18 protein-coding genes are annotated in these 18,726 nt (G+C 66.8%); 16 read left to right on the top strand and 2 right to left on the bottom strand.

Annotation, left to right across the window (positions count from 1 at the left end):
* Positions 1 to 52 precede the first annotated feature (52 nt).
* The 12 genes from ACWD2L_RS01800 to ACWD2L_RS01745 all read left to right on the top strand — a co-directional run bounded on the left by ACWD2L_RS01800 (position 53) and on the right by ACWD2L_RS01745 (position 11,366).
* Positions 53 to 1,447 (top strand): MFS transporter, encoded by a 1,395-nt coding sequence (locus ACWD2L_RS01800; protein WP_351337668.1) that lies wholly within the window; start codon positions 53 to 55, stop codon positions 1,445 to 1,447.
* A 70-nt stretch (positions 1,448 to 1,517) separates the two neighbouring features.
* Positions 1,518 to 2,369 (top strand): aldo/keto reductase, encoded by an 852-nt coding sequence (locus ACWD2L_RS01795; protein WP_351337556.1) that lies wholly within the window; start codon positions 1,518 to 1,520, stop codon positions 2,367 to 2,369.
* A gap of 139 nt (positions 2,370 to 2,508) precedes the next feature.
* Positions 2,509 to 3,288, top strand: a complete 780-nt coding sequence (locus ACWD2L_RS01790; RefSeq protein ID WP_351337557.1) for an SDR family oxidoreductase — start codon at positions 2,509 to 2,511, stop codon at positions 3,286 to 3,288.
* The gene (locus tag ACWD2L_RS01785; RefSeq protein ID WP_351337560.1) at positions 3,285 to 3,836 is read left to right on the top strand and encodes a flavodoxin; all 552 of its coding nucleotides are present in this window, start codon (positions 3,285 to 3,287) and stop codon (positions 3,834 to 3,836) included. The genes ACWD2L_RS01790 and ACWD2L_RS01785 overlap by 4 nt, the downstream gene beginning before the upstream one ends.
* 54 nt (positions 3,837 to 3,890) lie before the next feature.
* Complete coding sequence (locus ACWD2L_RS01780) at positions 3,891 to 4,217, top strand: carboxymuconolactone decarboxylase family protein (protein WP_351337563.1); 327 nt, start codon at positions 3,891 to 3,893, stop codon at positions 4,215 to 4,217.
* 17 nt (positions 4,218 to 4,234) lie between these two features.
* Complete coding sequence (locus ACWD2L_RS01775) at positions 4,235 to 5,170, top strand: FAD:protein FMN transferase (protein ID WP_351337565.1); 936 nt, start codon at positions 4,235 to 4,237, stop codon at positions 5,168 to 5,170.
* A gap of 53 nt (positions 5,171 to 5,223) precedes the next feature.
* Positions 5,224 to 5,661 (top strand): FMN-binding protein, encoded by a 438-nt coding sequence (locus ACWD2L_RS01770; RefSeq protein WP_451187070.1) that lies wholly within the window; start codon positions 5,224 to 5,226, stop codon positions 5,659 to 5,661.
* A gap of 389 nt (positions 5,662 to 6,050) precedes the next feature.
* Positions 6,051 to 7,496: an MmgE/PrpD family protein gene (locus ACWD2L_RS01765; protein ID WP_351337571.1), complete on the top strand. Its 1,446-nt coding sequence runs from the start codon at positions 6,051 to 6,053 to the stop codon at positions 7,494 to 7,496.
* A gap of 67 nt (positions 7,497 to 7,563) precedes the next feature.
* Complete coding sequence (locus ACWD2L_RS01760) at positions 7,564 to 8,424, top strand: N-acyl homoserine lactonase family protein (RefSeq protein WP_351337574.1); 861 nt, start codon at positions 7,564 to 7,566, stop codon at positions 8,422 to 8,424.
* Between the two features lie 187 nt (positions 8,425 to 8,611).
* A complete protein-coding gene (locus ACWD2L_RS01755) occupies positions 8,612 to 9,589 on the top strand; it encodes an aldo/keto reductase (protein WP_351337576.1) in 978 nt (325 codons plus the stop codon).
* Between the two features lie 95 nt (positions 9,590 to 9,684).
* Positions 9,685 to 10,719: a zinc-binding dehydrogenase gene (locus ACWD2L_RS01750; protein ID WP_351337579.1), complete on the top strand. Its 1,035-nt coding sequence runs from the start codon at positions 9,685 to 9,687 to the stop codon at positions 10,717 to 10,719.
* Between the two features lie 35 nt (positions 10,720 to 10,754).
* The gene (locus ACWD2L_RS01745) at positions 10,755 to 11,366 is read left to right on the top strand and encodes an SDR family NAD(P)-dependent oxidoreductase (protein WP_351337582.1); all 612 of its coding nucleotides are present in this window, start codon (positions 10,755 to 10,757) and stop codon (positions 11,364 to 11,366) included.
* 283 nt (positions 11,367 to 11,649) lie between these two features.
* Here ACWD2L_RS01745 and ACWD2L_RS01740 read toward each other — a convergent pair whose 3' ends face one another.
* A complete protein-coding gene (locus tag ACWD2L_RS01740) occupies positions 11,650 to 12,102 on the bottom strand; it encodes an Lrp/AsnC family transcriptional regulator (RefSeq protein ID WP_351337585.1) in 453 nt (150 codons plus the stop codon).
* A 117-nt stretch (positions 12,103 to 12,219) separates the two neighbouring features.
* Here ACWD2L_RS01740 and ACWD2L_RS01735 point away from each other — a divergent pair, with 117 nt between their 5' ends.
* From ACWD2L_RS01735 to ACWD2L_RS01725, 3 genes are read left to right on the top strand one after another with little or no spacing between them, the layout of a single operon-like run.
* Positions 12,220 to 12,837, top strand: a complete 618-nt coding sequence (locus tag ACWD2L_RS01735; protein WP_351337588.1) for a LysE family translocator — start codon at positions 12,220 to 12,222, stop codon at positions 12,835 to 12,837.
* Positions 12,838 to 12,881: 44 nt separating this feature from the next.
* A complete protein-coding gene (locus ACWD2L_RS01730) occupies positions 12,882 to 13,346 on the top strand; it encodes a PaaI family thioesterase (protein ID WP_451187067.1) in 465 nt (154 codons plus the stop codon).
* Positions 13,343 to 14,329, top strand: coding sequence for an MBL fold metallo-hydrolase (locus tag ACWD2L_RS01725; RefSeq protein WP_351337591.1), 987 nt, complete (start codon positions 13,343 to 13,345; stop codon positions 14,327 to 14,329). The genes ACWD2L_RS01730 and ACWD2L_RS01725 overlap by 4 nt, the downstream gene beginning before the upstream one ends.
* A 1,116-nt stretch (positions 14,330 to 15,445) precedes the next feature.
* On the opposite strand, the gene ACWD2L_RS01720 is transcribed toward ACWD2L_RS01725, so the two are convergent.
* Positions 15,446 to 16,498: a DUF4365 domain-containing protein gene (locus ACWD2L_RS01720; RefSeq protein ID WP_351337593.1), complete on the bottom strand. Its 1,053-nt coding sequence runs from the start codon at positions 16,496 to 16,498 to the stop codon at positions 15,446 to 15,448.
* Positions 16,499 to 17,357: 859 nt separating this feature from the next.
* Between ACWD2L_RS01720 and ACWD2L_RS01715 the strand changes: the two genes are divergently transcribed.
* Positions 17,358 to 18,194 carry a hypothetical protein gene (locus ACWD2L_RS01715; RefSeq protein WP_351337596.1) on the top strand — a complete coding sequence of 279 codons (837 nt, stop codon included), beginning with the start codon at positions 17,358 to 17,360 and terminating at the stop codon, positions 18,192 to 18,194.
* Positions 18,195 to 18,726 lie beyond the last annotated feature (532 nt).

Here is an 18,726-nt window from a genome sequence, read left to right as displayed (position 1 = left end):
GGATGACATCAAAGCAACGATCCACCTGCACCAGGAGCACCCCGCCGTGTCCATGCCCCTCACTACGACCGTCGCCGAAGCGGACCGGGCCGCCGCACCACGGCGTCGCCCGGGATCCGCAGCGGCTTTGGGGGCCGCGCTTCTGGGATTCACCGTCATCACCCTGGACGCCTTGGTCGTCAACGTCGCCCTGCCCTCCATCCGGGACAGCCTCGGCGGCGACATCACGGGACTGCAGTGGGTGATCGACGGTTACACCCTGATGTTCGCGGCTCTGCTGTTGTCGGCGGGCTCGCTCACCGACCGGCTCGGGGCACGTCGCATCTTCGGGGTGGGCCTGGCCCTCTTCGTGGTGGCCTCCGCCGCGTGCGGCCTGGCACCCAACCTGGGCACCTTGATCGTCGCGCGGCTCGTGCAGGGTGCCGGCGCGGCCGTGATCGTGCCGTCCTCACTGACGCTCATCCGGGAAGCGTTCCCCGACCCGCCAAGGCGGGCGAAGGCGATCTCCATCTGGGCGCTGGGCGGTTCGATCGGATCGGCGGCGGGGCCGGTCGCCGGTGGCTTCCTCAGCCAGGTCGACTGGCGGCTGATCTTCTTCGTCAACCTGCCCATCGGCTTGATCGCCCTGTTCCTGCTGACGCGCGTGAACAGGTCGCCGCGCACCGAGCAGGTTCCGTTCGACTGGACGGGACAGCTCTCCGCCGTGGTGGCGATGGGTGCGCTCACGTTCGCCGCGATCGAGGCCGGTGGCGAGGGCTTCACCGCTTTGCCGGTGGTCGTCGCGTCCGTCCTCACAGTACTCGCCGCGGTGGTGTTCCTCCTGTCTCAGGCGCGTGGTCGGCATCCCATGGTCGGGCTGACGCTGCTGCGTGAGCGCACCATGATGATCTCGGCAGCGATCGGCTTCGCCCTGAACATCGGCTTCTACGGCATGATCTTCCTGCTCAGCATCTACCTGCAGCAGGCCAAGGGAATGTCCGCCCTGACCACGGGGCTCGCGTTCGTGCCGACGACACTGCTCACCGGTTTCGTCGGTCCGACGGCCGCATGGTTCGCAGGCCGCTTCGGTCCCCGTATGCCGGTGATCGCCGGACAGGTGGCCATGGTGGCCGGCCTGATACTGCTGGCGTTCATGCCCGCTTCCGCACCTACGTGGCTGATGATCATCGCCATGATTCCGGTCGGCACCGGCGGTTCGCTGGCTGTTCCGGCCCTGACCTCGATGCTGCTCAATCATGTGTCGGCCCGCCAGTCCGGCACGGCGAGCGGCGTGCTGAACACCTCCCGCCAAGTCGGGGGCGCGCTCGCCGTCGCGATCTTCGGTGCGCTGATCGCCGGGCCCGGCCGGCTCACGCGGGGCCTTGAGACCAGCATGCTCATCGCGGCCGGGGCGGTCCTCCTCACCACCGCGGCGAGTTTCCTGCTCCGGCCCGCAGCACACTCGTAGCCCCAGGGAGCGCAGCCGATGCCGCACTCTCCCACCCTCAACTCACCAGCACAGTAAAGGAATTCCACTCATGCAGACCGTCACCCTCAACAACGGCGTACAGATGCCGCTCCTCGGCTTCGGCGTGTTCCAGATCCCCGCCGAGGACACCGAGCGCGCCGTCTCCGAGGCGCTGGCCGCCGGCTACCGCCTCCTCGACACGGCTGCCGCCTACGGCAACGAAGAGGCCGTGGGCCGCGCCATCAAGTCCAGCGGCATCCCGCGCGAGGAGCTGTTCGTCACCACCAAGCTGTGGGTGCAGGACGCCCCCGCCGAGAACAACACCCGGCGTGCCATCGAGACGTCCCTGACCAAGCTGGGCCTGGACCACCTCGACCTCTACCTGATGCACCAGCCCTACGGTGATGTCTACGGTCAGTGGCGCGCCATGGAGTCCGCCCACCACGAGGGCCTCACCAGGGCGATCGGCGTCTCCAACTTCTACCCCGACCGTCTCCTGGATCTCATCATCAACAACGAGATCACCCCGCAGGTCAACCAGATCGAGACGCACCCGTTCTTCCAGCGCGCCGACTACCAGGCGCTGATGGGCGAGCACGGCGTTCAGATCATGTCCTGGGGAGGCTTCGCCGAAGGCAAGAACGACATGTTCACCAACCCGATCCTCGCCGGGATCGGCAAGGAGTACGACAAGTCGGTCGCCCAGGTCGTGCTGCGCTGGCTGACCCAGCGCGGCGTCATCGCCATCCCCAAGTCCGTGCGCGCCGAGCGCATGGCGGAGAACCTCGACGTCTTCGACTTCGAGCTCACCGACGAGCAGCTGGCCGAGATCTCCTCCCTCGACGCCGGGGCATCGCTGTTCTTCGACCACCACGACCCCAAGATGGTCGCCTGGCTCGCGGCTCGCCGCCTCGACGCCTGACACACCGGCCGGCGACGACCGACCGCACTTCTGTCTCGCGCGCGGATGCCACACCTCTCCACACGACAGGCACCCGCGCGCCTGGCCCCCATCCCGGCCGTACGCACGACGGCACCCACATCATGACCAGGGGTTCACCATGTCTCAGACTCAGCAGATCACCAATGTGCTCATTGTCGGCGCGACCGGCAGCATCGGCCGGCTCGCTGTCGAGGCCGCACAGCGACACGGCCTGCACCCACTCGCACTGGTCCGCGACGTGCGGCGCGCCGAGCGCATGCTCCCCGGCGTAGAACTCGTGAAGGGAGACCTCGAAGATCCCGCCTCGCTGCGCCGAGCGGTCGAGGGCGCCGACGCGATCATCCTCACTCACGGTTCCGGAGGCGACCCGCGCCCCGACGCCCGGGCACACATCGACTACGGCGGCGTCCGCAACATCCTCCAGGCGCTCGACGGTGCGCGACCCCGCGTGGCCCTGATGACCAGCGTCTACGCCACCCGCACCGACGTACCCGGCGCAAACCCCTGGAAGCGTCGATCCGAACGTCTCCTGCGAGCCAGCGGACTGCCCTACACGATCGTGCGCCCCGGCTGGTTCGACCACGCCGACCCCACCCAGCGTCACCTCGTCCTGGAGCAGGGCGGAACGCTGGACGGCGGCATCGCCCGCGAACAGATCGCCGAGACACTCATCCGCGGCCTGCTGACCGACTCCGCGCTGGGCAAGACGTTCGAACTCGTCGCCACCGAAGGGGCGGAGCAGTCGGACTGGTCCGAGCTCTTCGGCGGACTCAAGGCAGATCAGGTCGGCTCGTTGGACGGCGCCCTGGACCCGAGCGACCTCCCCGTCGCGTCCGAGCCGTCGGACCTGCGCGAGGACCTCGAGGCCGTACGTTCCCGTCTCGGGGACGCCCGTTGACTGCGGGCGGTCCCGAGAGCGGAGAACGGATCCTGCTGGCCTACTTCTCCCGTCCTGGCGAGAACTACTCGTACGGCGGGCGCGCCATCCTCACGACCGGCAGCACCGAGATCCTGGCCCGGATGATCAGCGAGCGCGTCGAGTGCGACGTTCACCGCATCGAGGCCTGCGACCACTACCCCGGCGACTACGACGCGACGGTCGCCCGCAACGTACGTGAACAGAACGCCAACGCACGGCCGGCCATCGCCAACCTGCCGACGTCACTGGCGGGCTACGACACGGTGCTGCTGGGCAGCCCCATCTGGAACGTCAGGCCGCCGATGGTCATGAAGACCTTTGCCGAGACATTCGACTTCCGCGGCAAGCGAGTCTTCCCCTTCACAACGCACGCCATGAGCGGCCTCGGCACCACAGAGCGCGACTACGCGTCGTCCTGCCCCGGCGCGACCATCGGCGAGGGCCTCGCGGTCCGCGGCGAGGAAGTCCGGGAGGCCGGCGCCGCGGTGCAGTCGTGGCTCCGGCGCATCGGCCTTCTGCCGGCCTGAACGAGCGCTCCACAGACGTACACACCGCAATTCTCCAGGAAAGGCAGTACAGCGATGACGCAGGAACCCACCAGGGCTCAGCAGCTGCTCGGCGAACTGGCCCCGAAGATGGTCCAGTTGACGGACGATGTGCTTTTCGGTGACATCTGGAAGCGCGAGGGCCTGTCCCCCCGGGACCGCAGTTTGATCACGGTCGCCGTGCTGGCCGCCACGTCCCGCCCTGACCAGCTCAACAGCCACCTTCGCCTGGCGCTGGAGAACGGACTGTCCCAGGACGAACTCGTCGAGGCACTCACCCATGTTGCCTTCTACGCCGGCTGGCCCAGCGGGATGGGCGCACTGGTGCAGCTCAAGGCCATCCTCGGCGAGAACACGGAATAGCGGGGAGGCAGGGCGGCATGGGGTATCTGACGAAGAAGCCGACACCGCGCGCTAGCGGCGATGAACGCGAGACCCGGTTCACCTTCGACGCCATCGGCAGTCACTGGCAGATAGACACGGACGAGCCCCTGAGTACGAGTCTGCGCACCTGCATCTTCGATCGCGCCGAGCACTTCGACGCGACGTACTCCCGCTTCCGCCCGGACTCCCTGGTGTCCCGGATCGCCGCCGCCACTGACGGCGGCGCGTTCGACTTCCCGGAGGACTCGCTTCACCTCTTCGATCTCTACGATCGCTTGTATGCCGCGACCGGTGGGGCGGTGGACCCACTCGTCGGGCGCGACCTGGAGCTGCTGGGCTACGACCCGACGTACTCGCTCGCGCCCGCACCCGACACGGCCCGCCGCGCGGAACACGCCCGTGGCCGTGCCACCTGGGCCGCCGACGTTGTCCGCGACGGCACGACGCTCGTCACCCGGCGCCCTCTCGTGATCGACGTCGGGGCCGCGGGCAAGGGGTACCTGGTGGACCGTCTCTCCGGAATCCTCCGCGAGGCCGGACACACCGGGTTCGTCGTGGACGGGAGCGGAGACCTTTTCCACAACGGTGAGCACGCCATCCGCGTCGGCCTGGAGCACCCCTACGACCAGAAGCAGGTGATCGGCGTCGCGAGCCTGCACGGCCAGGCAATGTGCGCGTCCGGGACCACGCGGCGGACCTGGGGAGAAGGACTGCACCACGTGCTGGACGCACGCACCGGTGTCCCCGTCGACAAGATGGTCGCCACGTGGGTCGTGGCCGAGGACACTGCGCTCGCGGACGGTCTGGCAACGGCGCTGTTCTTCACCGAAGCGCAGCGTCTGGCAGACGACTTCCGGTTCACCTACGTGCGCATGTACAGCGACGGGCGAGCCGAGCACTCGCCCGACTTCGTCGGCGAAATCTTCACCTGAGAAGCATCCGTACGGGGCTCACGAAGGACGGGAAACGAGAAACCATGTCGCCCTTGAGCAAGAAGATCACCACTGCCCTCGTCGGTGTGTCGGTCACCACCGTCATGGCCGGCTGCACGGACTCCGGTGCAAGCACGCCGAGTTCACCCTCCGACGCGAACGCGAACCCGTCACCCTCCGGTCGCTCCGCGAACGGCGGGCCGTACAAGGACGGCGAGTACGAAGTGAACGGTGAGTACGGCACCCGAGGGTCCAGCATCGGCGTGGCGCTCACGCTCCAGGACGAGGACATCACGGCGGTCGACGTGACCCCTCACGCGACCGACGAGACCTCGCTCGGCCTGCAACGACGCTTCGCCAAGGCGGTTCCCGCCCTCGTCGTCGGCAAGGACATCGATGACCTCAACCTGGACCGCGTCGCGGGGAACAGCCACACGCCGGACGGCTTCAAAGACGCCATCGACAAGATCAAGGCGGAGGCCTCCAGGTAGGGCTTGGATCCTTTGGCAGCTCGCCCCCGCCCGAGCGGGGGTCTATTGACACGCCTTCACGCAGACACCTAGCGTGAGCCCAATCGATCGCAAAGACGATATAGAGTTCGTATATACACACTCACTTGCTGCATGGTCGGCCCGACCTCGGAACGGCGCCGGCACGGGAGACAGCTATGCGAGCCGCATCACCGCCGCATCCGTCGGCTCTGGGCTGGTTAACGGGAGCCCGAAACAACCCGGCCCGAACCGACAGACGCGTACTTCTGCTGTGACCGCTCCGGGCACCGCGTCCCGGCGCCCGGCCGGCTCACGTATGGCCAACGGGCGGGCGTGCCCGCGGTGTGGAGAACCCGCACTCCACCAATCACCGTAAGGACCTCACTGCCATGCCCCAGAGCCCCGCTCCCCGGCCAGAAGCATCGTCCGGCCGGGACCTGGCCGCCGATCTCGCCGACTTCGCAGCGCGCATCGACGTTGCCCGCCTCGATCCCCTCGTGGTCGAGGCGGTACAAGCGAACATCCTCGACACACTCTCGTGCGCCGTCGCCGGCTCTACGGCGCCGGCCATCGACGTCGTCCACTCCCTGGTGAAGGAGTGGGGCGGCGCGCCACAGGCAGATGTGTGGGTGCACGGAGGCAAGGTTCCCGCCCATCACGCCGCCTGGCTGAACAGCGCCATGGCCCACGCCAGGGACTACGACGACACGCATGACGCGGCGATCCTGCACGCGGGGATCTCGTGCGTGCCCAGCGCACTCGCCGCCGGACAGCTCAACCCGGAAGCCACGGGCGCCGATCTGCTCGCGGCCGTCGCCGCGGGTCTCGAGACGATGTGCCGCCTCGGCACGGCCATCGAGGTCGACATCGTCGCCAGCGGCTTCATCTACTCCGCGCTGCTGGGCTACTTCGGTGCCACCGCAGCCGCCGGCCGCATGCTCAAGCTGACGCCGGAACAGATGTGGGACGCCTTCGGCATCGTCTTCAGCTCCGTGGCCGGCAACCACCAGGTGTCACGCGACGCCTCTCTGATGAAGCGCATGCAGCCGGGCCTCGCCGCACAGGCCGGTGTCGTCGCCGCGCAGCTCGCGCAGAGGGGCATCCGCGGAGTGCGCAACGTGTTCGACGGTGCCGACGGGTTCTCCCGTATCTACCTGCAGGGGCGCCTCGACAACGACGTCGCGCGGGCGGACCTCGGCGAGCGCTTCGAACTCCTCAACCTCAGCTACAAACCGTACCCGTGCTGCCGCGACACCCACTCGGCCATCGACGCCGTCCTCGACGTCCGCGAGCGCATGCCGCGCCCCTCGTCGGACATCCGGTCCATCCGCGTCGGTGTCACGGCTCCCGGTTACCAGATGGTGTGCACTCCGGAGGCTGTGCGCGCGGCGCCGCAGACCATCGTCGAGGCCCAGTTCAGCATTCCCTACGCTGTCGCCGCGGCCTGGATCGATGGCGGGGTGCGCCTGGAGCACTTCACTGACGACGGAGTACGTCGCAAGGACATCCTCGAACTCGCCGCGAAGGTCACGCCGTTCGTGGACGAAGGCATCGACCGCGACTGGCGCCGGTTCGTCACTCCTGCCGCGGTGAGTGTCGAGTTCACCGACGGGCAGAGCGCACACGCCCGTGTCGACTACGCCAAGGGCCACCCGAAGAGCCCCATGTCGACGGCCGAGGTGACGGGGAAGGCCGAGAACTGCGCCGCCCTGGCCGCGCAGCCGCTCACCGACGCGCTGCCCGAGCAGCTGCTCGCCACGACAGGACGACTCGTGACGCTCCCCGATCTCAACGCTCTGACCTCGCTGCTGGCGCCTCGCCGCCGCGACAGCTGAGAAGCGGGCCGCGAGGCCCGAACTGCCAGTGCCCTACTGACTTTTCATCGACCATGGAGGTTCACGCATGACCGTCAGCGCGAGTGGGAGTCCCGGGCTGGCCCGCGAGGTGACCACAGAGGTCTCCGTCCATGCCCTGCGCTATTCCCGTCGCCCCGACTGCATGGCCAGCCAAGCGTTCTACCGTCACGACCTGTACGGCGAGCCGGACCGGGCAGTAGGGATCGACTACTTCTTCTGGCTGGTGCGGACGAGTTCCCACACCATCCTCGTGGACTGCGGATTCAGTGCGGAAACCGCGGCCGTGCGCAATCGACACCTCGACACGGCCGCCGAGGATCTGCTTGCGCGTATGGGCACTTCGGTGGCGGACGTGGACCACGTCGTGCTGACACACATGCACTTCGACCACGTCGGAAACACCGACCTCTTCCCCAACGCCGTCTTTCACATGGCGCGCTCCGAGTTCGAGTACTGGACGGGCCCGCATCGCGAACTACCCGCATTCTCCTGGCCGGTGGAACCGTCGGAAATCAGGGCGCTGGAGCACCTGCACCAACAAGGACGACTGAAGTTGCTCCACGACGGGAGAACACTCGCCGCCGGAGTGGAAGTGACGCGCTTCCCGGGCCACACACCCGGCCAGCTCGTCACTCACGTGTCTGCCGGTGAACGCCAGATCGTCCTGGCATCGGACGCCTTGCACTACTACGACGAGATGGACAAGTCCCGGCCGTTCTTCCTGTTCACCGACCTCGGGCAGCTCCTGGACAGCTACCAGCTGTTGTACGACCTCGATGCACGCCCGGACATCGACGTCGTCGCCGGGCACGATTCTGCCGTTGCCACGATGTACGCCGAGGTGCAGCCGGACTGTTTCGACCTGCTTCAGCCACTGCCCGAACACCGGGGCGCCCTCCAGCCCTGAGGTGTCCGACAGGTACGACCACGTCCGTCGTTCCCGAGGGGGGCCGTGTGACTCCCCCGCAGATCTCGACCTGCCTGTTTCGGACTCACAGGGCCACGCTTATGTAGTCGGCGTTCGTCGTCACGCTCTCAGCGAGGGCGCGAGGAGCGGGCGAGTCACGCAACCCGCGAGTGAGGGATCAGCACACATGAAGCACATCAAGCTGGGCGACCTCGACGTCTCCCGGATCGGTCTGGGCGCGATGGGCATGTCCCACGGCTACACCGACTCCGGGACGGACGAGGAGGAGTCCGTCCGCACCCTTCACCGGGCGCTTGAGCTGGGTGTCACCCACATCGACACCGCCGAGATCTACGGCCCGTACGTCAATGAGGAGCTGCTCGGCCGTGCGCTGAAGGGGCGGCGCGACGAGGTGGTCCTGGCGACGAAGTTCGGCATGGTGTCGCACTCCGGTGCCGGTGCGTGGAACCTGGACTCGGGCCCCGCCAACATCCGCACGGCGGTCGAGGGCTCCCTGAAGCGCCTGGGCACCGACCACATCGACCTGTACTACCAGCACCGCGTCGACCCGAACACACCCATCGAGGAGACTGCGGGCGCCGTGGCGGAGCTGATCGCCGAGGGCAAGGTCCTGCACTTCGGTCTGTCCGAGGCCGGGCCCGACACCATCCGCCGCGCGCACGGTGTCCAACCGGTCACGGCCGTGCAGTCCGAGTACTCACTGTGGACCCGCGGCCTCGAGGACCGCGTCCTGCCCGCCCTGCGCGAGCTGGGCATCGGCCTGGTGCCCTTCTCCCCGCTCGGCCACGGCTTCCTCACCGGCACCGTCCGCTCGGAGGCCGACTTCAAGCCCGGCGACTTCCGCCACGGCAACCCGCGTTTCACCGGCGAGAACTTCCAGCGCAACCTGGCGCTCGCCGACGAGGTCCAGGCGATCGCCACCGACGCGGGTGTCACACCCGCCCAGGTCGCTCTCGCCTGGCTGCTCGCCCAGGGCGACGACATCGCCCCGATCCCGGGCACCAAGCGGGTCCACCGCGTCGAGGAGAACACCGCCGCCGACGCCGTACAGCTGACCTCCGAGCAGCTCGACAAGCTCAGCAGCCTGCCCCCGGCCGCAGGCGACACCCACACAGAGGCGGGCCGCAGCATGCTGGAGCGCTGACCGGCCCCGCCTCCAACCTCGAACATTCACCCATCTGGCGGAGGGTGCCGGACGTCGACACCGACCGCCGCAAGCGCCACCAGCAAGGACCTGTCATGCGAGCAACACTCATCTACGGTGCCGGCGACGTACGCGTGGAGAACGTGCCCGACCCGGTCGTCAAGAACCCGACGGACGCCGTGGTGCGCGTGGTCCGCTCGTGTGTCTGCGGCAGCGACCTGTGGCCGTACGGCTCCAAGCCGCAAGGCGAGCACGGCGACCGGATCGGGCACGAGTTCCTCGGCGTCGTCGAGGACACCGGCTCGGACGTCTCCGGGTTCTCTCGCGGCGATGTGGTCGTCGCCCCGTTCGTGTGGTCGGACAACACGTGCGACTTCTGCCGCGAGGGGCTGCAGACCTCCTGCCGCCACGGCGGCATGTGGGCAGCCGGAGACGTCGACGGCGGCCAGGGCGAGGCCGTACGTGTCCCGCAGGCCGACGGCACACTCGTGAAGCTGCCGGTGGCCGAGGACTCGCCGCTCCTCGCCTCGCTCCTCACCCTCTCCGACGTCTTCCCGACGGGATACCACTGCGCCCGCAGCGCCGGTGTGGACGCCCGGACCACCGTCACCGTCATCGGCGACGGAGCGGTGGGCCTCAGCGCGGTGATGTCCGCCAAGCGCCTGGGCGCCGAGCGCATCATCCTGATGGGCCGCCACAAGGAACGCACCAACCTGGGCCGTGAGTTCGGCGCCACCGATGTCGTCGCCGAGCGCGGCGAGGAGGGCATCGAGCGGGTCCGTGACCTGACCGGTGGCGACGGCACCCACACTGTCCTGGAGTGTGTCGGCCTGGAGCAGGCCATGGACACGGCCCTCGGTGTCGTACGCGCCGGTGGCACCATCTCGCGCGTCGGCGCGCCCCAGTACGGTCAAGTCCCCATGGGCTTCCCGTCGTTCCTGAGCAACATCACCCTCACCGGCGGTGTCGCCCCTGCCCGCGCCTACATCGAGGAGCTCCTCCCCGACGTACTGGAGGGCAAGCTCGAACCCGGACGGGTCTTCGACCGCACGGTGAACCTGGACGGCGTGGCCGACGGGTACCAGGCCATGGCCGACCGCACGGCCTTGAAGGTCCTCATCCAGCCGTAACCGCCCCACCCGCCTGGGAAAGAGAGTCACTCCCCATGCCCACCTGGTTCATCACCGGATGCTCCACCGGCCTCGGTCGGGCCCTCGCCACGGCCGTCCTGGACCGCGGCTGGAACGCCGTCGTCACCGCGCGCAGCGTCGACAAGGTGCAGGACATCGCCGACGCACACCCCGGGACCGCTCTCGCCCTGGCCCTCGACGTCACCGACAACGCCCAGGTCACCGAGGCGGTCGAGCAGGCCACAGCTCGCTTCGGATCGATCGACGTTCTCGTCAACAACGCCGGGCACGGCTACCGCTCCGCCGTCGAGGAAGCCGACGACGCGGAGGTCACGACCCTCTTCGCTACGAACTTCCACGGACCGGTCACGCTGATCAAGGCAGTTCTTCCAGCCATGCGGGCGCGCCGCGAAGGCGCGATCGTCAACGTCTCCTCCATCGCCGGGCAGTACTCCGCGCCCGGATCCGGTTACTACTCCGCCACCAAGTTCGCGCTGGAGGGGATGTCCGACGCACTGCGCAAGGAGGTCGGCCCGCTCGGCATCAAGGTCCTCGTCGTCGAACCGGGCGCCTTCCGCACCGACTTCGCGGGACGCTCGCTCCAACAGTCCCCCACCGCCATCGCGGACTACGCCGAGACGGCCTGAAGTTCCCCCATGACCGTGGGCAGCGGGTACTTATGCTGCGGGGGTGAAGTCGTGTTGCAGTCGGACGCGTGTCTCGAGTGGGGTGATGTACCCGAACTCGGGGTGTTGACGAAGTCTGCTGCGGTTGTACTCGACCTCGATAAAGCGGAAGTCGGCTCGCGGGTCTCCCAGACGGCGGTACCAATCTCCGCCTTGAGGGGACACCACCAGGATTCCCGTAGTGACCGGTGAGCTGGAGCTTCTCGCCTCGATGCTGCGGCAACCGGATCCGCGGATAAGCCCGCTACTCAGGCAGCGGGCGGTCCTGGACGACGTTCTTCATGACGAGGGTCGAGGTCAGGCGCTGGACTCCGGGCAGTCGGGCGAGTTGCTCGTCGTAGAGCTGCTGGAAGGCGGCAAGGTCGGCGGTGGCGACACGGAGCAGGTAGTCGGGTTCGCCGAACAGGCGCTGCGCCTGGATCACGTGCGGGACAGCGCTCACGGCCTCTTCGAAGGTCGTGACGGTGTCGGGGTCCTCCCAGCGCAGAGTGGCGAAGACGACAGCCTCGAAGTTCAGGCCGACGGCCGCCGGGTCCACCACCGCCCGGTAGCCGCGGATCGCACCCTCGCGTTCGAGATCGCGCAGGCGGCGGTGGCAGGGCGAGACACTGAGCTGCACGCGCGCGGCCAGCTCGGTGACCGTCAAACGGCCGTCCAACTGCAGCTCGGTAAGAATCTTGCGATCTAGGGCATCCATGGAGGAGATTCTCCCCCATATCAAGCGATCGTCAGCGAAATACGCAAACACATTCGGGGAAATTCGACCTAGCCTTCCCTCCTGTAGCAAGAAAGCGAGAGGGACAGGGAACGATCGATGGATACGACGACGCTGATGGCCTTCCTAGCAGTGGACCTGCTTCTGGTGTTCTCCCCCGGCGCGGACTGGGCCTACGCGATCTCGGCCGGACTTCGGGAACGCTCGGTCATACCCGCCGTCGCGGGGCTGGTCGCCGGGCACGCGGCCTATGCGCTGGTGGCCGTTGCGGGCCTGGCGGTGATCGTGGCGAGCTCCCCGGCCGCACTCACTGCCCTGACGGTGGTGGGCGCGGGCTACCTGCTGTGGCTGGGCTGGGGTGTTCTGAGGCAGTCGGCCGGGCCGACAGCCGCGGCAGAGGGCGCGAACGCCTCCCGCGTGCAGGTCATGCTCAAGGGTGCCGGGATCAGCGGCCTGAACCCGAAGGCTCTGCTGCTGTACTTCTCGCTGTTTCCGCAGTTCATCGACACCGTCCGCGGCTGGCCGGTTGCCGCGCAGACCGGGCTGCTCAGCATGGTGCACCTGACCGCGTGCGCCGTCGTCTACTTCACCGTCGGCGTCCTGGCCCGCACGGTCCTGCGGACCCGGCCCTCGGCCGCCCGGGCCGTCACCCGCATCAGCGGTGCCATGATGATCGCCATCGGCGGGCTCCTGCTGGTGGAACGCCTGGTCGGCTGAGGGACCCGTCTCCCGCTCCACCTGACACGGACCCGAAGGAGAGCATGTACGTGCAAGACCACACGCGACAGGAACAAGCGAGCCCCGCGGTCCGCAGGCGAGTCCAGGACAGCTTCGACCGCCAGGGCCTCATGGCCCATCTCGGCGCGCGCCTCGCCCACATCGGCCATGGTCGCGTGCACATCGTGCTCCCGGCCCGCCATGAGGTGACCCAGCAGCACGGCTATATCCACGCAGGCGCCACCAGCGCCATCGCTGACAGCGCCGGCGGCTACGCGGCACTCACCCTGTTCGACGAGGAATCCGAGGTCCTCACCGTCGAATACAAGATCAACCTTCTTGCACCCGCCGCCGGTGACCATCTCGAAGCGATCGGCACCATCCTGAAAGCCGGTCGCACCCTGACTGTGTGCCAACTGGAGGTGTACGGCATCCAGGACGGCGGCGAGCGAAAGCTCGTCGCCAACGGCCAGCAGACGCTGATCCGCGTGAACAGGCCCGCCACATGAGCCCGCAGCCGTCTTCCCTGTCCCTGCCATCGTGGCTGACGTGGTGGCAGCGCCCCTTCCCCGACGCCAACACGTTCCTGCTGCCCGGAAGGCAACCAGCCCTGATCGACAGCGGGTTCGTCGGGCACGCGGAGGAGACCACAGCCTGGGCTCGTACGCGCGCCGGGGACATCGCCCTGGTCGTGAACACCCACTGGCACTCCGACCACGTCGGCGGCAACGCCCTCCTCCAGGCCAAGGGTGCCGCCATCGCCGCCGGAGCACCGGAGGCCGAGGCGATCGGGCGCCGGGACCCCGGATGCTGCGCGGCCGAGTACCTCGACCAGCCCGTGGCCCCGTACACCGTCGACATGCCGCTCGACGACGGGCAGATCCTGCGCCTCGGGGACACCGACTGGCAGGTCGTCCGCACTCCCGGTCACACCCCGGGCCATCTCGCGCTGTGGCAGCCGGAGGAGCGGCTCCTCGTGGTCGGGGACGCGCTCTCGGACTACGACGTCGGCTGGGTGAACCTCGCCCTCGACGGGCCCGACGCGGCCGCCACCGCACTCGCCTCTCTCAAACGGCTGGCAGAGCTCGCCCCTCGCGTGATCCTCCCCTCCCACGGCCCCATCCCCACCGCACCCGGCCCGTCCCTCGCCGGTGCCGTCCGCCGCGCTCAGCGCCTCGTCGATGACCCCGACGGTGCGGTCTGGTACGGCGCCCGCCGGATCTTCGCGTTCGCCCTGATGATCCGTGACGGCATCCCCGCCGACGCGATCGAGCCTTACCTTCATGCGAGGGCCTGGCTGACCGATGCCGCACGTCTCCTGGGCGTCGCCCCCGAGGTACTCGCCGCAGAACTGGTCACGACCATGCTCGCCAGCGGCTCGATCGTCCTGCGCGACGGGCGCCTGCACGCTGCCGCCGACCACACCTCTGTGGCACCCGAGGCGTTGCGGGTGCCCTATCCGCGCGCCTGGCCGACGACTGAGACTTCCTGACACGCAGTTCGGGCAGGGGCGGCGCGGTTATGCGGTCAGATACAGCGGAGGTATGGGCGAGGCCCGACTTTGTCCCATTCAACCGGTCCTGCGGCCGACAACTCCGCGCCAAGGTTCCGTCTGCTGCGCGCAGCCGCCACGAGCGGCTGTCCACGTCCGCGACGCGCATCGAACCGCGCGCCTTGTATCCCTCATCGTCCGCGAACCGCTCCCATTCGCGTTCAACCTCCCGATGCATCCCGCAACGGCGCCCACCGAAAAGCGACATAACCGGCGAAACGAATCGGAACTGGGGTCAAGAATTCGCATGGCCACACACCCCGGCCGCCAGCCAAGGGGCCGCCGCTCCCACCGCGCTCCCGACCCCAGCCCTCATGGGAGCAACCCCCACCAGCACGAAGAGCGCCAGCCCATAACCAGAACTCGACCCGATCGACGGGAAAACGGCCCCGCCCGGGGGCCACAAACCGGGCTCGGATGTGAACGCACGCGCAAGGAATCGAATATGAGCGCAGCAGCCCGAGTGGGAGCAGGGAGGGAGCAAACAGACAAGGGGACACGGGGAGCATGGGAGCAACAGAAAAAGGGCCGTTCGAAAACGGCCCTTCACCTGCGACGTTCGATCGTTCGAACTTGTCGGGACGACAGGATTTGAACCTGCGACCCCTTGACCCCCAGTCAAGTGCGTCCACTCCCAAGCGAGTTCTTGAATTCCACCGTGCGCCGTTGCGAGATGTTCGTGGCACCTGAGCGGCAGTTCACGGAACTATGTGCCCGGTGTCCATAGTTCGACGCTCTCTCCGGAGGTTGCTGGCTACTTCCTACGGTACGCACCTTTAACGAGCCGTCAATTCTCGTCTCGTTCTGCAGGCGCCATGAACTGTCGACCGGCATCGCATTCACGAGGAGACGTTGCCGTGCGCCAGGCGCTGTATTCTGACGCTGCCAGCAGTAGGACGCCCCCTGAGTCCCATCGCCTCTACTGGCCAGACCGTCGGCGCAAGCCTTATGCCCGCCAATGTCACTCAGTCCTGCAGCCGCCCCCTCCGGTTTCACAGAGCCGCAGTCAAGTCAGCCGCTAAGGCCAACCTGCGCTGCCAGCCGTCAAGCACGACGTCACGACACGGCACCGTCCTTGGCCCCGGTGCCACCTCCACTCTGCGTGAGGGCCTTCACTCGTCGTCGCCTAATGATCTCGCGCCCGATGTACGTCGCAAACATGATGAACAGCACGTTCTTGAGGAGACCTGGCATGGCGTCCGCCACCCCTTGGAGCAACGGGGTGCTCAGCTTCCAGTGGAAGTAATGCGTACCCGCTGCCACCCAGTAAGTCACGCACAAGGGGCCATAGCTCATCAGACGCAAGATTAGGGATTTTCTACCCAGCCTCGTCTCGTAAAGCGCAAGCCCCGCGCAAAGCACCGTGAACGAGTAGAGCGACGTCATCCACATCCAGGGACTCACGGTCGAATACGTTTCCGCGAACCACCAGAGCGTGGGCCACATGACCGTCAAGAAGACACAGCCCACAAGGAGTAGCAGCACACCGATGCCCCAGAGAACCAGCTTGGGGTTGCGCTCCATGCCGAGCGCAAGTCGTTCAAAATATACGTTCGGGTGGCCCCCCACAGGCGCATCCTTGAGGACAAGACTGTCCCTTACAGACGAGAGGAGTCTTACCTTCGCCTTGAACTCCTCGCGCTCCCTGGACCCTGAGATCTCCAAGTACCGTCGCGTGTCACGCACGAACTCATGAACCGTCTTGTCGTTCAGTACATCCTGCTCGCCAATCGCGATGGATTTGAGCGCCACTCCGTCAGCCTTGGCTTCACGTAGCTGCCGCGTCGCATTGCCCCAGTAGAGCGCCTTCATCTCCGGGTCGTAGACCACACATAAGACAGGAACGTTACTACGACGCCAGTCATCGGCGTGCTTGCGGGTAGAAACTCCGTAGCCCGTGGCCCTTCGGAACGACGTCCCACCCTTTATCTGCACAGCGATCAAATCGCCGGTTCGACGCCCTCCATCCACGAAAGAGACGTAAAGATCTTCGCCGTAATCACTGCCGCCATCGACCTCTTGAACGATGTGCCCATGCCGCTCCAGTAGCGCGCGCGTTTCGTTCACCGCGATACGTTCGACCGCCCTGTTTGCAGGAACCTTCGTCATCGCTATCGCTCCCCCAGTCGCCCACCAGCCACGTCCACAGGACCATACGATCCCCCACCGACATCGGGGGCTGACCAGCATTTTCCCTCCCTCGGCCCTCCAGAGCGGCAAGCCCCAACCCCCTGCCCCAGAAGGAGCACAGTGGAACAGCCAACACGACGAGGCGCATCTGGTAGCCGTGCCTGACGGTCGGAGCAACTGGCACTTGAGGTCAGACAGCTGGATCGTGAGCTGTTCCTGTGCGTGTTGCGGAAATCCCCATTTGGCTGGCGCAGTTGGTCGGGGAGAGGGCCACCATGGTGCTGTCGGAGGTAGGCGAGAGCCTGTTCGATGAGGGGTGTGGCAATTCCGTTCTTCACGAACTCCAGGCGCTTTTTGGCCTCTCTCAGGATTTCTGACCAGGTGCGCACCCAGACTCGGAGCTTGGCATGTGTGTATTGGGTGGGTTCCAGGTACAGCCCTTCAGACTGGTTGGCTTGACGAAGTGACAGCTTGAGCCTGTCCTTGACCGAGCGAACGACGAGGTAGAAGTCCCAGGTCGTTTCGATGTTGGCAAAGCGAGGTTCTTTGAGAACGGCCTGCATGTAGTCGTCAACCTGATGAGCCTCGTTGCGGACTTCGTCAACAGAGCGCGTCTTCAGTCCGATCGCGAGATGCCGCACGCGATCGTTCGCACCCGCATCCTCGGCGGAGCAATCAATGAGTACCGATGTGCCGCCTGCCGTCCCGCACCGTCGTCGACTGCCACCTTCGGCAAATGCGCCGGGTACGTGCCCCCTGATGGCTGGATCGCACACTTGTCGCCGTTTCAACCGAGCCTCACTCTGACCAGGTCAGCTGACGACCACAGGGGGAGCACATGGCGATCTTCGGCAACGACGACCTGTTACGGCAGATCCTTGGGCAGCTCGGGAGAGTCAGCGAAGACCTCTCCGCGCTCAAGCAGCAGGTCGCAGACCAGCAACACGCCATCGATGAGACGCGACGGGACGCCAACACACAGATCGCCAACGGTCTCACTGGAAACCGGGATGCCATCAGCGCCGGGCTCTCCGACAACCGGGCCGTGATCCGCGAGGGCCTCGAAGAAATCAAGGACAGGTTCGGCGACTCACTCACTCGTATCGGCGCCGACCTCGGCACCATCCACGACGGCATCGACCAGCTCAACGCCCCGGCAACCAGTGAATCTGCGCCGGTGGCCGACAGCGCCTCCGCCCCTGCCCCGGAGCCAGACGATAGCCCGAACTTTGAGCCCGCCTCAGAGCCGCGGCCAGCCGCCCTCACCCCCAACTCAGAGGTGCTCCGCGCCGCCGCCGGCATCGCTCACGCCGCCATCCAAGCCCACCGCGACACCTGGGCTTTCCTCGTCCAAATCGCAGGTAATGAACAGCACTTCCACATCCCCGGCAAAGTCGAGGACGACGACGGATTCATCCACGCCCGCATCTCCGGACCAAGCCTCGTGGCCGCAATCACCAGCCTCGGACAAGTCGCCCACACCGCAGACAGCCCGGTGACTCAAGCCATCGCCGACCACATCCACACGAAGATCACCGACGCCGTGCAAGCCATCATCGACAACCCGCGCACCAGCGGCAACGGCACACCAGTCCGCATCGTCATCGACGACCGCGCTCAAGCCGACGAGGCCCCCGACGGCGGCGAAGGCGGCGACCAGTCGAACTCCAAATAATCATGGTGGCGCCTCTGCAGCACGGCAGTTCTCGAGGCGTCCACTACCGTGCGAAGCACCTCAGCCAAGCCGGGAGCGGCTTGTCGTCCGCCCAGTACTGCTGCAACGCATATTTGAAGTTCAGAAGGCCCACCTCGAGCACTGAGTGCAAGATCATCCGGGCGTCTACGGGGCCGTTCGGAAACCCATCGACCCTGGCCAGGCACAGTTCTGTACTCGTTGATCACGCCGCCGAGTATTCGAGTGCGCACAAGCCGGTGCCTGGACGGAGCCTGGTGAACGTGCTGTACACGAACAGCGGGTTGCCGAACTTATCACCGATCAGGAGGACGCGCACTCACAGCGTTCGGCAAGGCACCGATTGGCAACCTGGACGACGCCCTTGATGCGCTCGACCGAGTCGGAGAACTTCGACATCCACGTGAGGGTCGTTCGGTTGTCGGAGACGGAAACCGAACGGTTCTTCTACAGCATGTCGTTGGCGGCCACTCGCAGGTCGATAAACGGAATTTCTGTGTCCAACAAGAGTGCT

This window comes from Streptomyces sp. NPDC002754, assembly GCF_053592315.1.
The sequence above is the reverse complement of the archived record's forward strand: the minus strand, read 5'-3'. Positions and strand labels throughout refer to the sequence as shown.

Coding starts and splice junctions, on each gene's coding strand:
- ACWD2L_RS01800 (WP_351337668.1), top strand. CDS start 53: ATGCCCCTCACTACGACCGTCGCCGAAGCGGACCGGGCCGCCGCACCA.
- ACWD2L_RS01795 (WP_351337556.1), top strand. CDS start 1,518: ATGCAGACCGTCACCCTCAACAACGGCGTACAGATGCCGCTCCTCGGC.
- ACWD2L_RS01790 (WP_351337557.1), top strand. CDS start 2,509: ATGTCTCAGACTCAGCAGATCACCAATGTGCTCATTGTCGGCGCGACC.
- ACWD2L_RS01780 (WP_351337563.1), top strand. CDS start 3,891: ATGACGCAGGAACCCACCAGGGCTCAGCAGCTGCTCGGCGAACTGGCC.
- ACWD2L_RS01775 (WP_351337565.1), top strand. CDS start 4,235: ATGGGGTATCTGACGAAGAAGCCGACACCGCGCGCTAGCGGCGATGAA.
- ACWD2L_RS01765 (WP_351337571.1), top strand. CDS start 6,051: ATGCCCCAGAGCCCCGCTCCCCGGCCAGAAGCATCGTCCGGCCGGGAC.
- ACWD2L_RS01760 (WP_351337574.1), top strand. CDS start 7,564: ATGACCGTCAGCGCGAGTGGGAGTCCCGGGCTGGCCCGCGAGGTGACC.
- ACWD2L_RS01755 (WP_351337576.1), top strand. CDS start 8,612: ATGAAGCACATCAAGCTGGGCGACCTCGACGTCTCCCGGATCGGTCTG.
- ACWD2L_RS01750 (WP_351337579.1), top strand. CDS start 9,685: ATGCGAGCAACACTCATCTACGGTGCCGGCGACGTACGCGTGGAGAAC.
- ACWD2L_RS01745 (WP_351337582.1), top strand. CDS start 10,755: ATGCCCACCTGGTTCATCACCGGATGCTCCACCGGCCTCGGTCGGGCC.
- ACWD2L_RS01740 (WP_351337585.1), bottom strand. CDS start 12,102: ATGGATGCCCTAGATCGCAAGATTCTTACCGAGCTGCAGTTGGACGGC.
- ACWD2L_RS01735 (WP_351337588.1), top strand. CDS start 12,220: ATGGATACGACGACGCTGATGGCCTTCCTAGCAGTGGACCTGCTTCTG.
- ACWD2L_RS01730 (WP_451187067.1), top strand. CDS start 12,882: ATGTACGTGCAAGACCACACGCGACAGGAACAAGCGAGCCCCGCGGTC.
- ACWD2L_RS01725 (WP_351337591.1), top strand. CDS start 13,343: ATGAGCCCGCAGCCGTCTTCCCTGTCCCTGCCATCGTGGCTGACGTGG.
- ACWD2L_RS01720 (WP_351337593.1), bottom strand. CDS start 16,498: ATGACGAAGGTTCCTGCAAACAGGGCGGTCGAACGTATCGCGGTGAAC.
- ACWD2L_RS01715 (WP_351337596.1), top strand. CDS start 17,358: ATGGCGATCTTCGGCAACGACGACCTGTTACGGCAGATCCTTGGGCAG.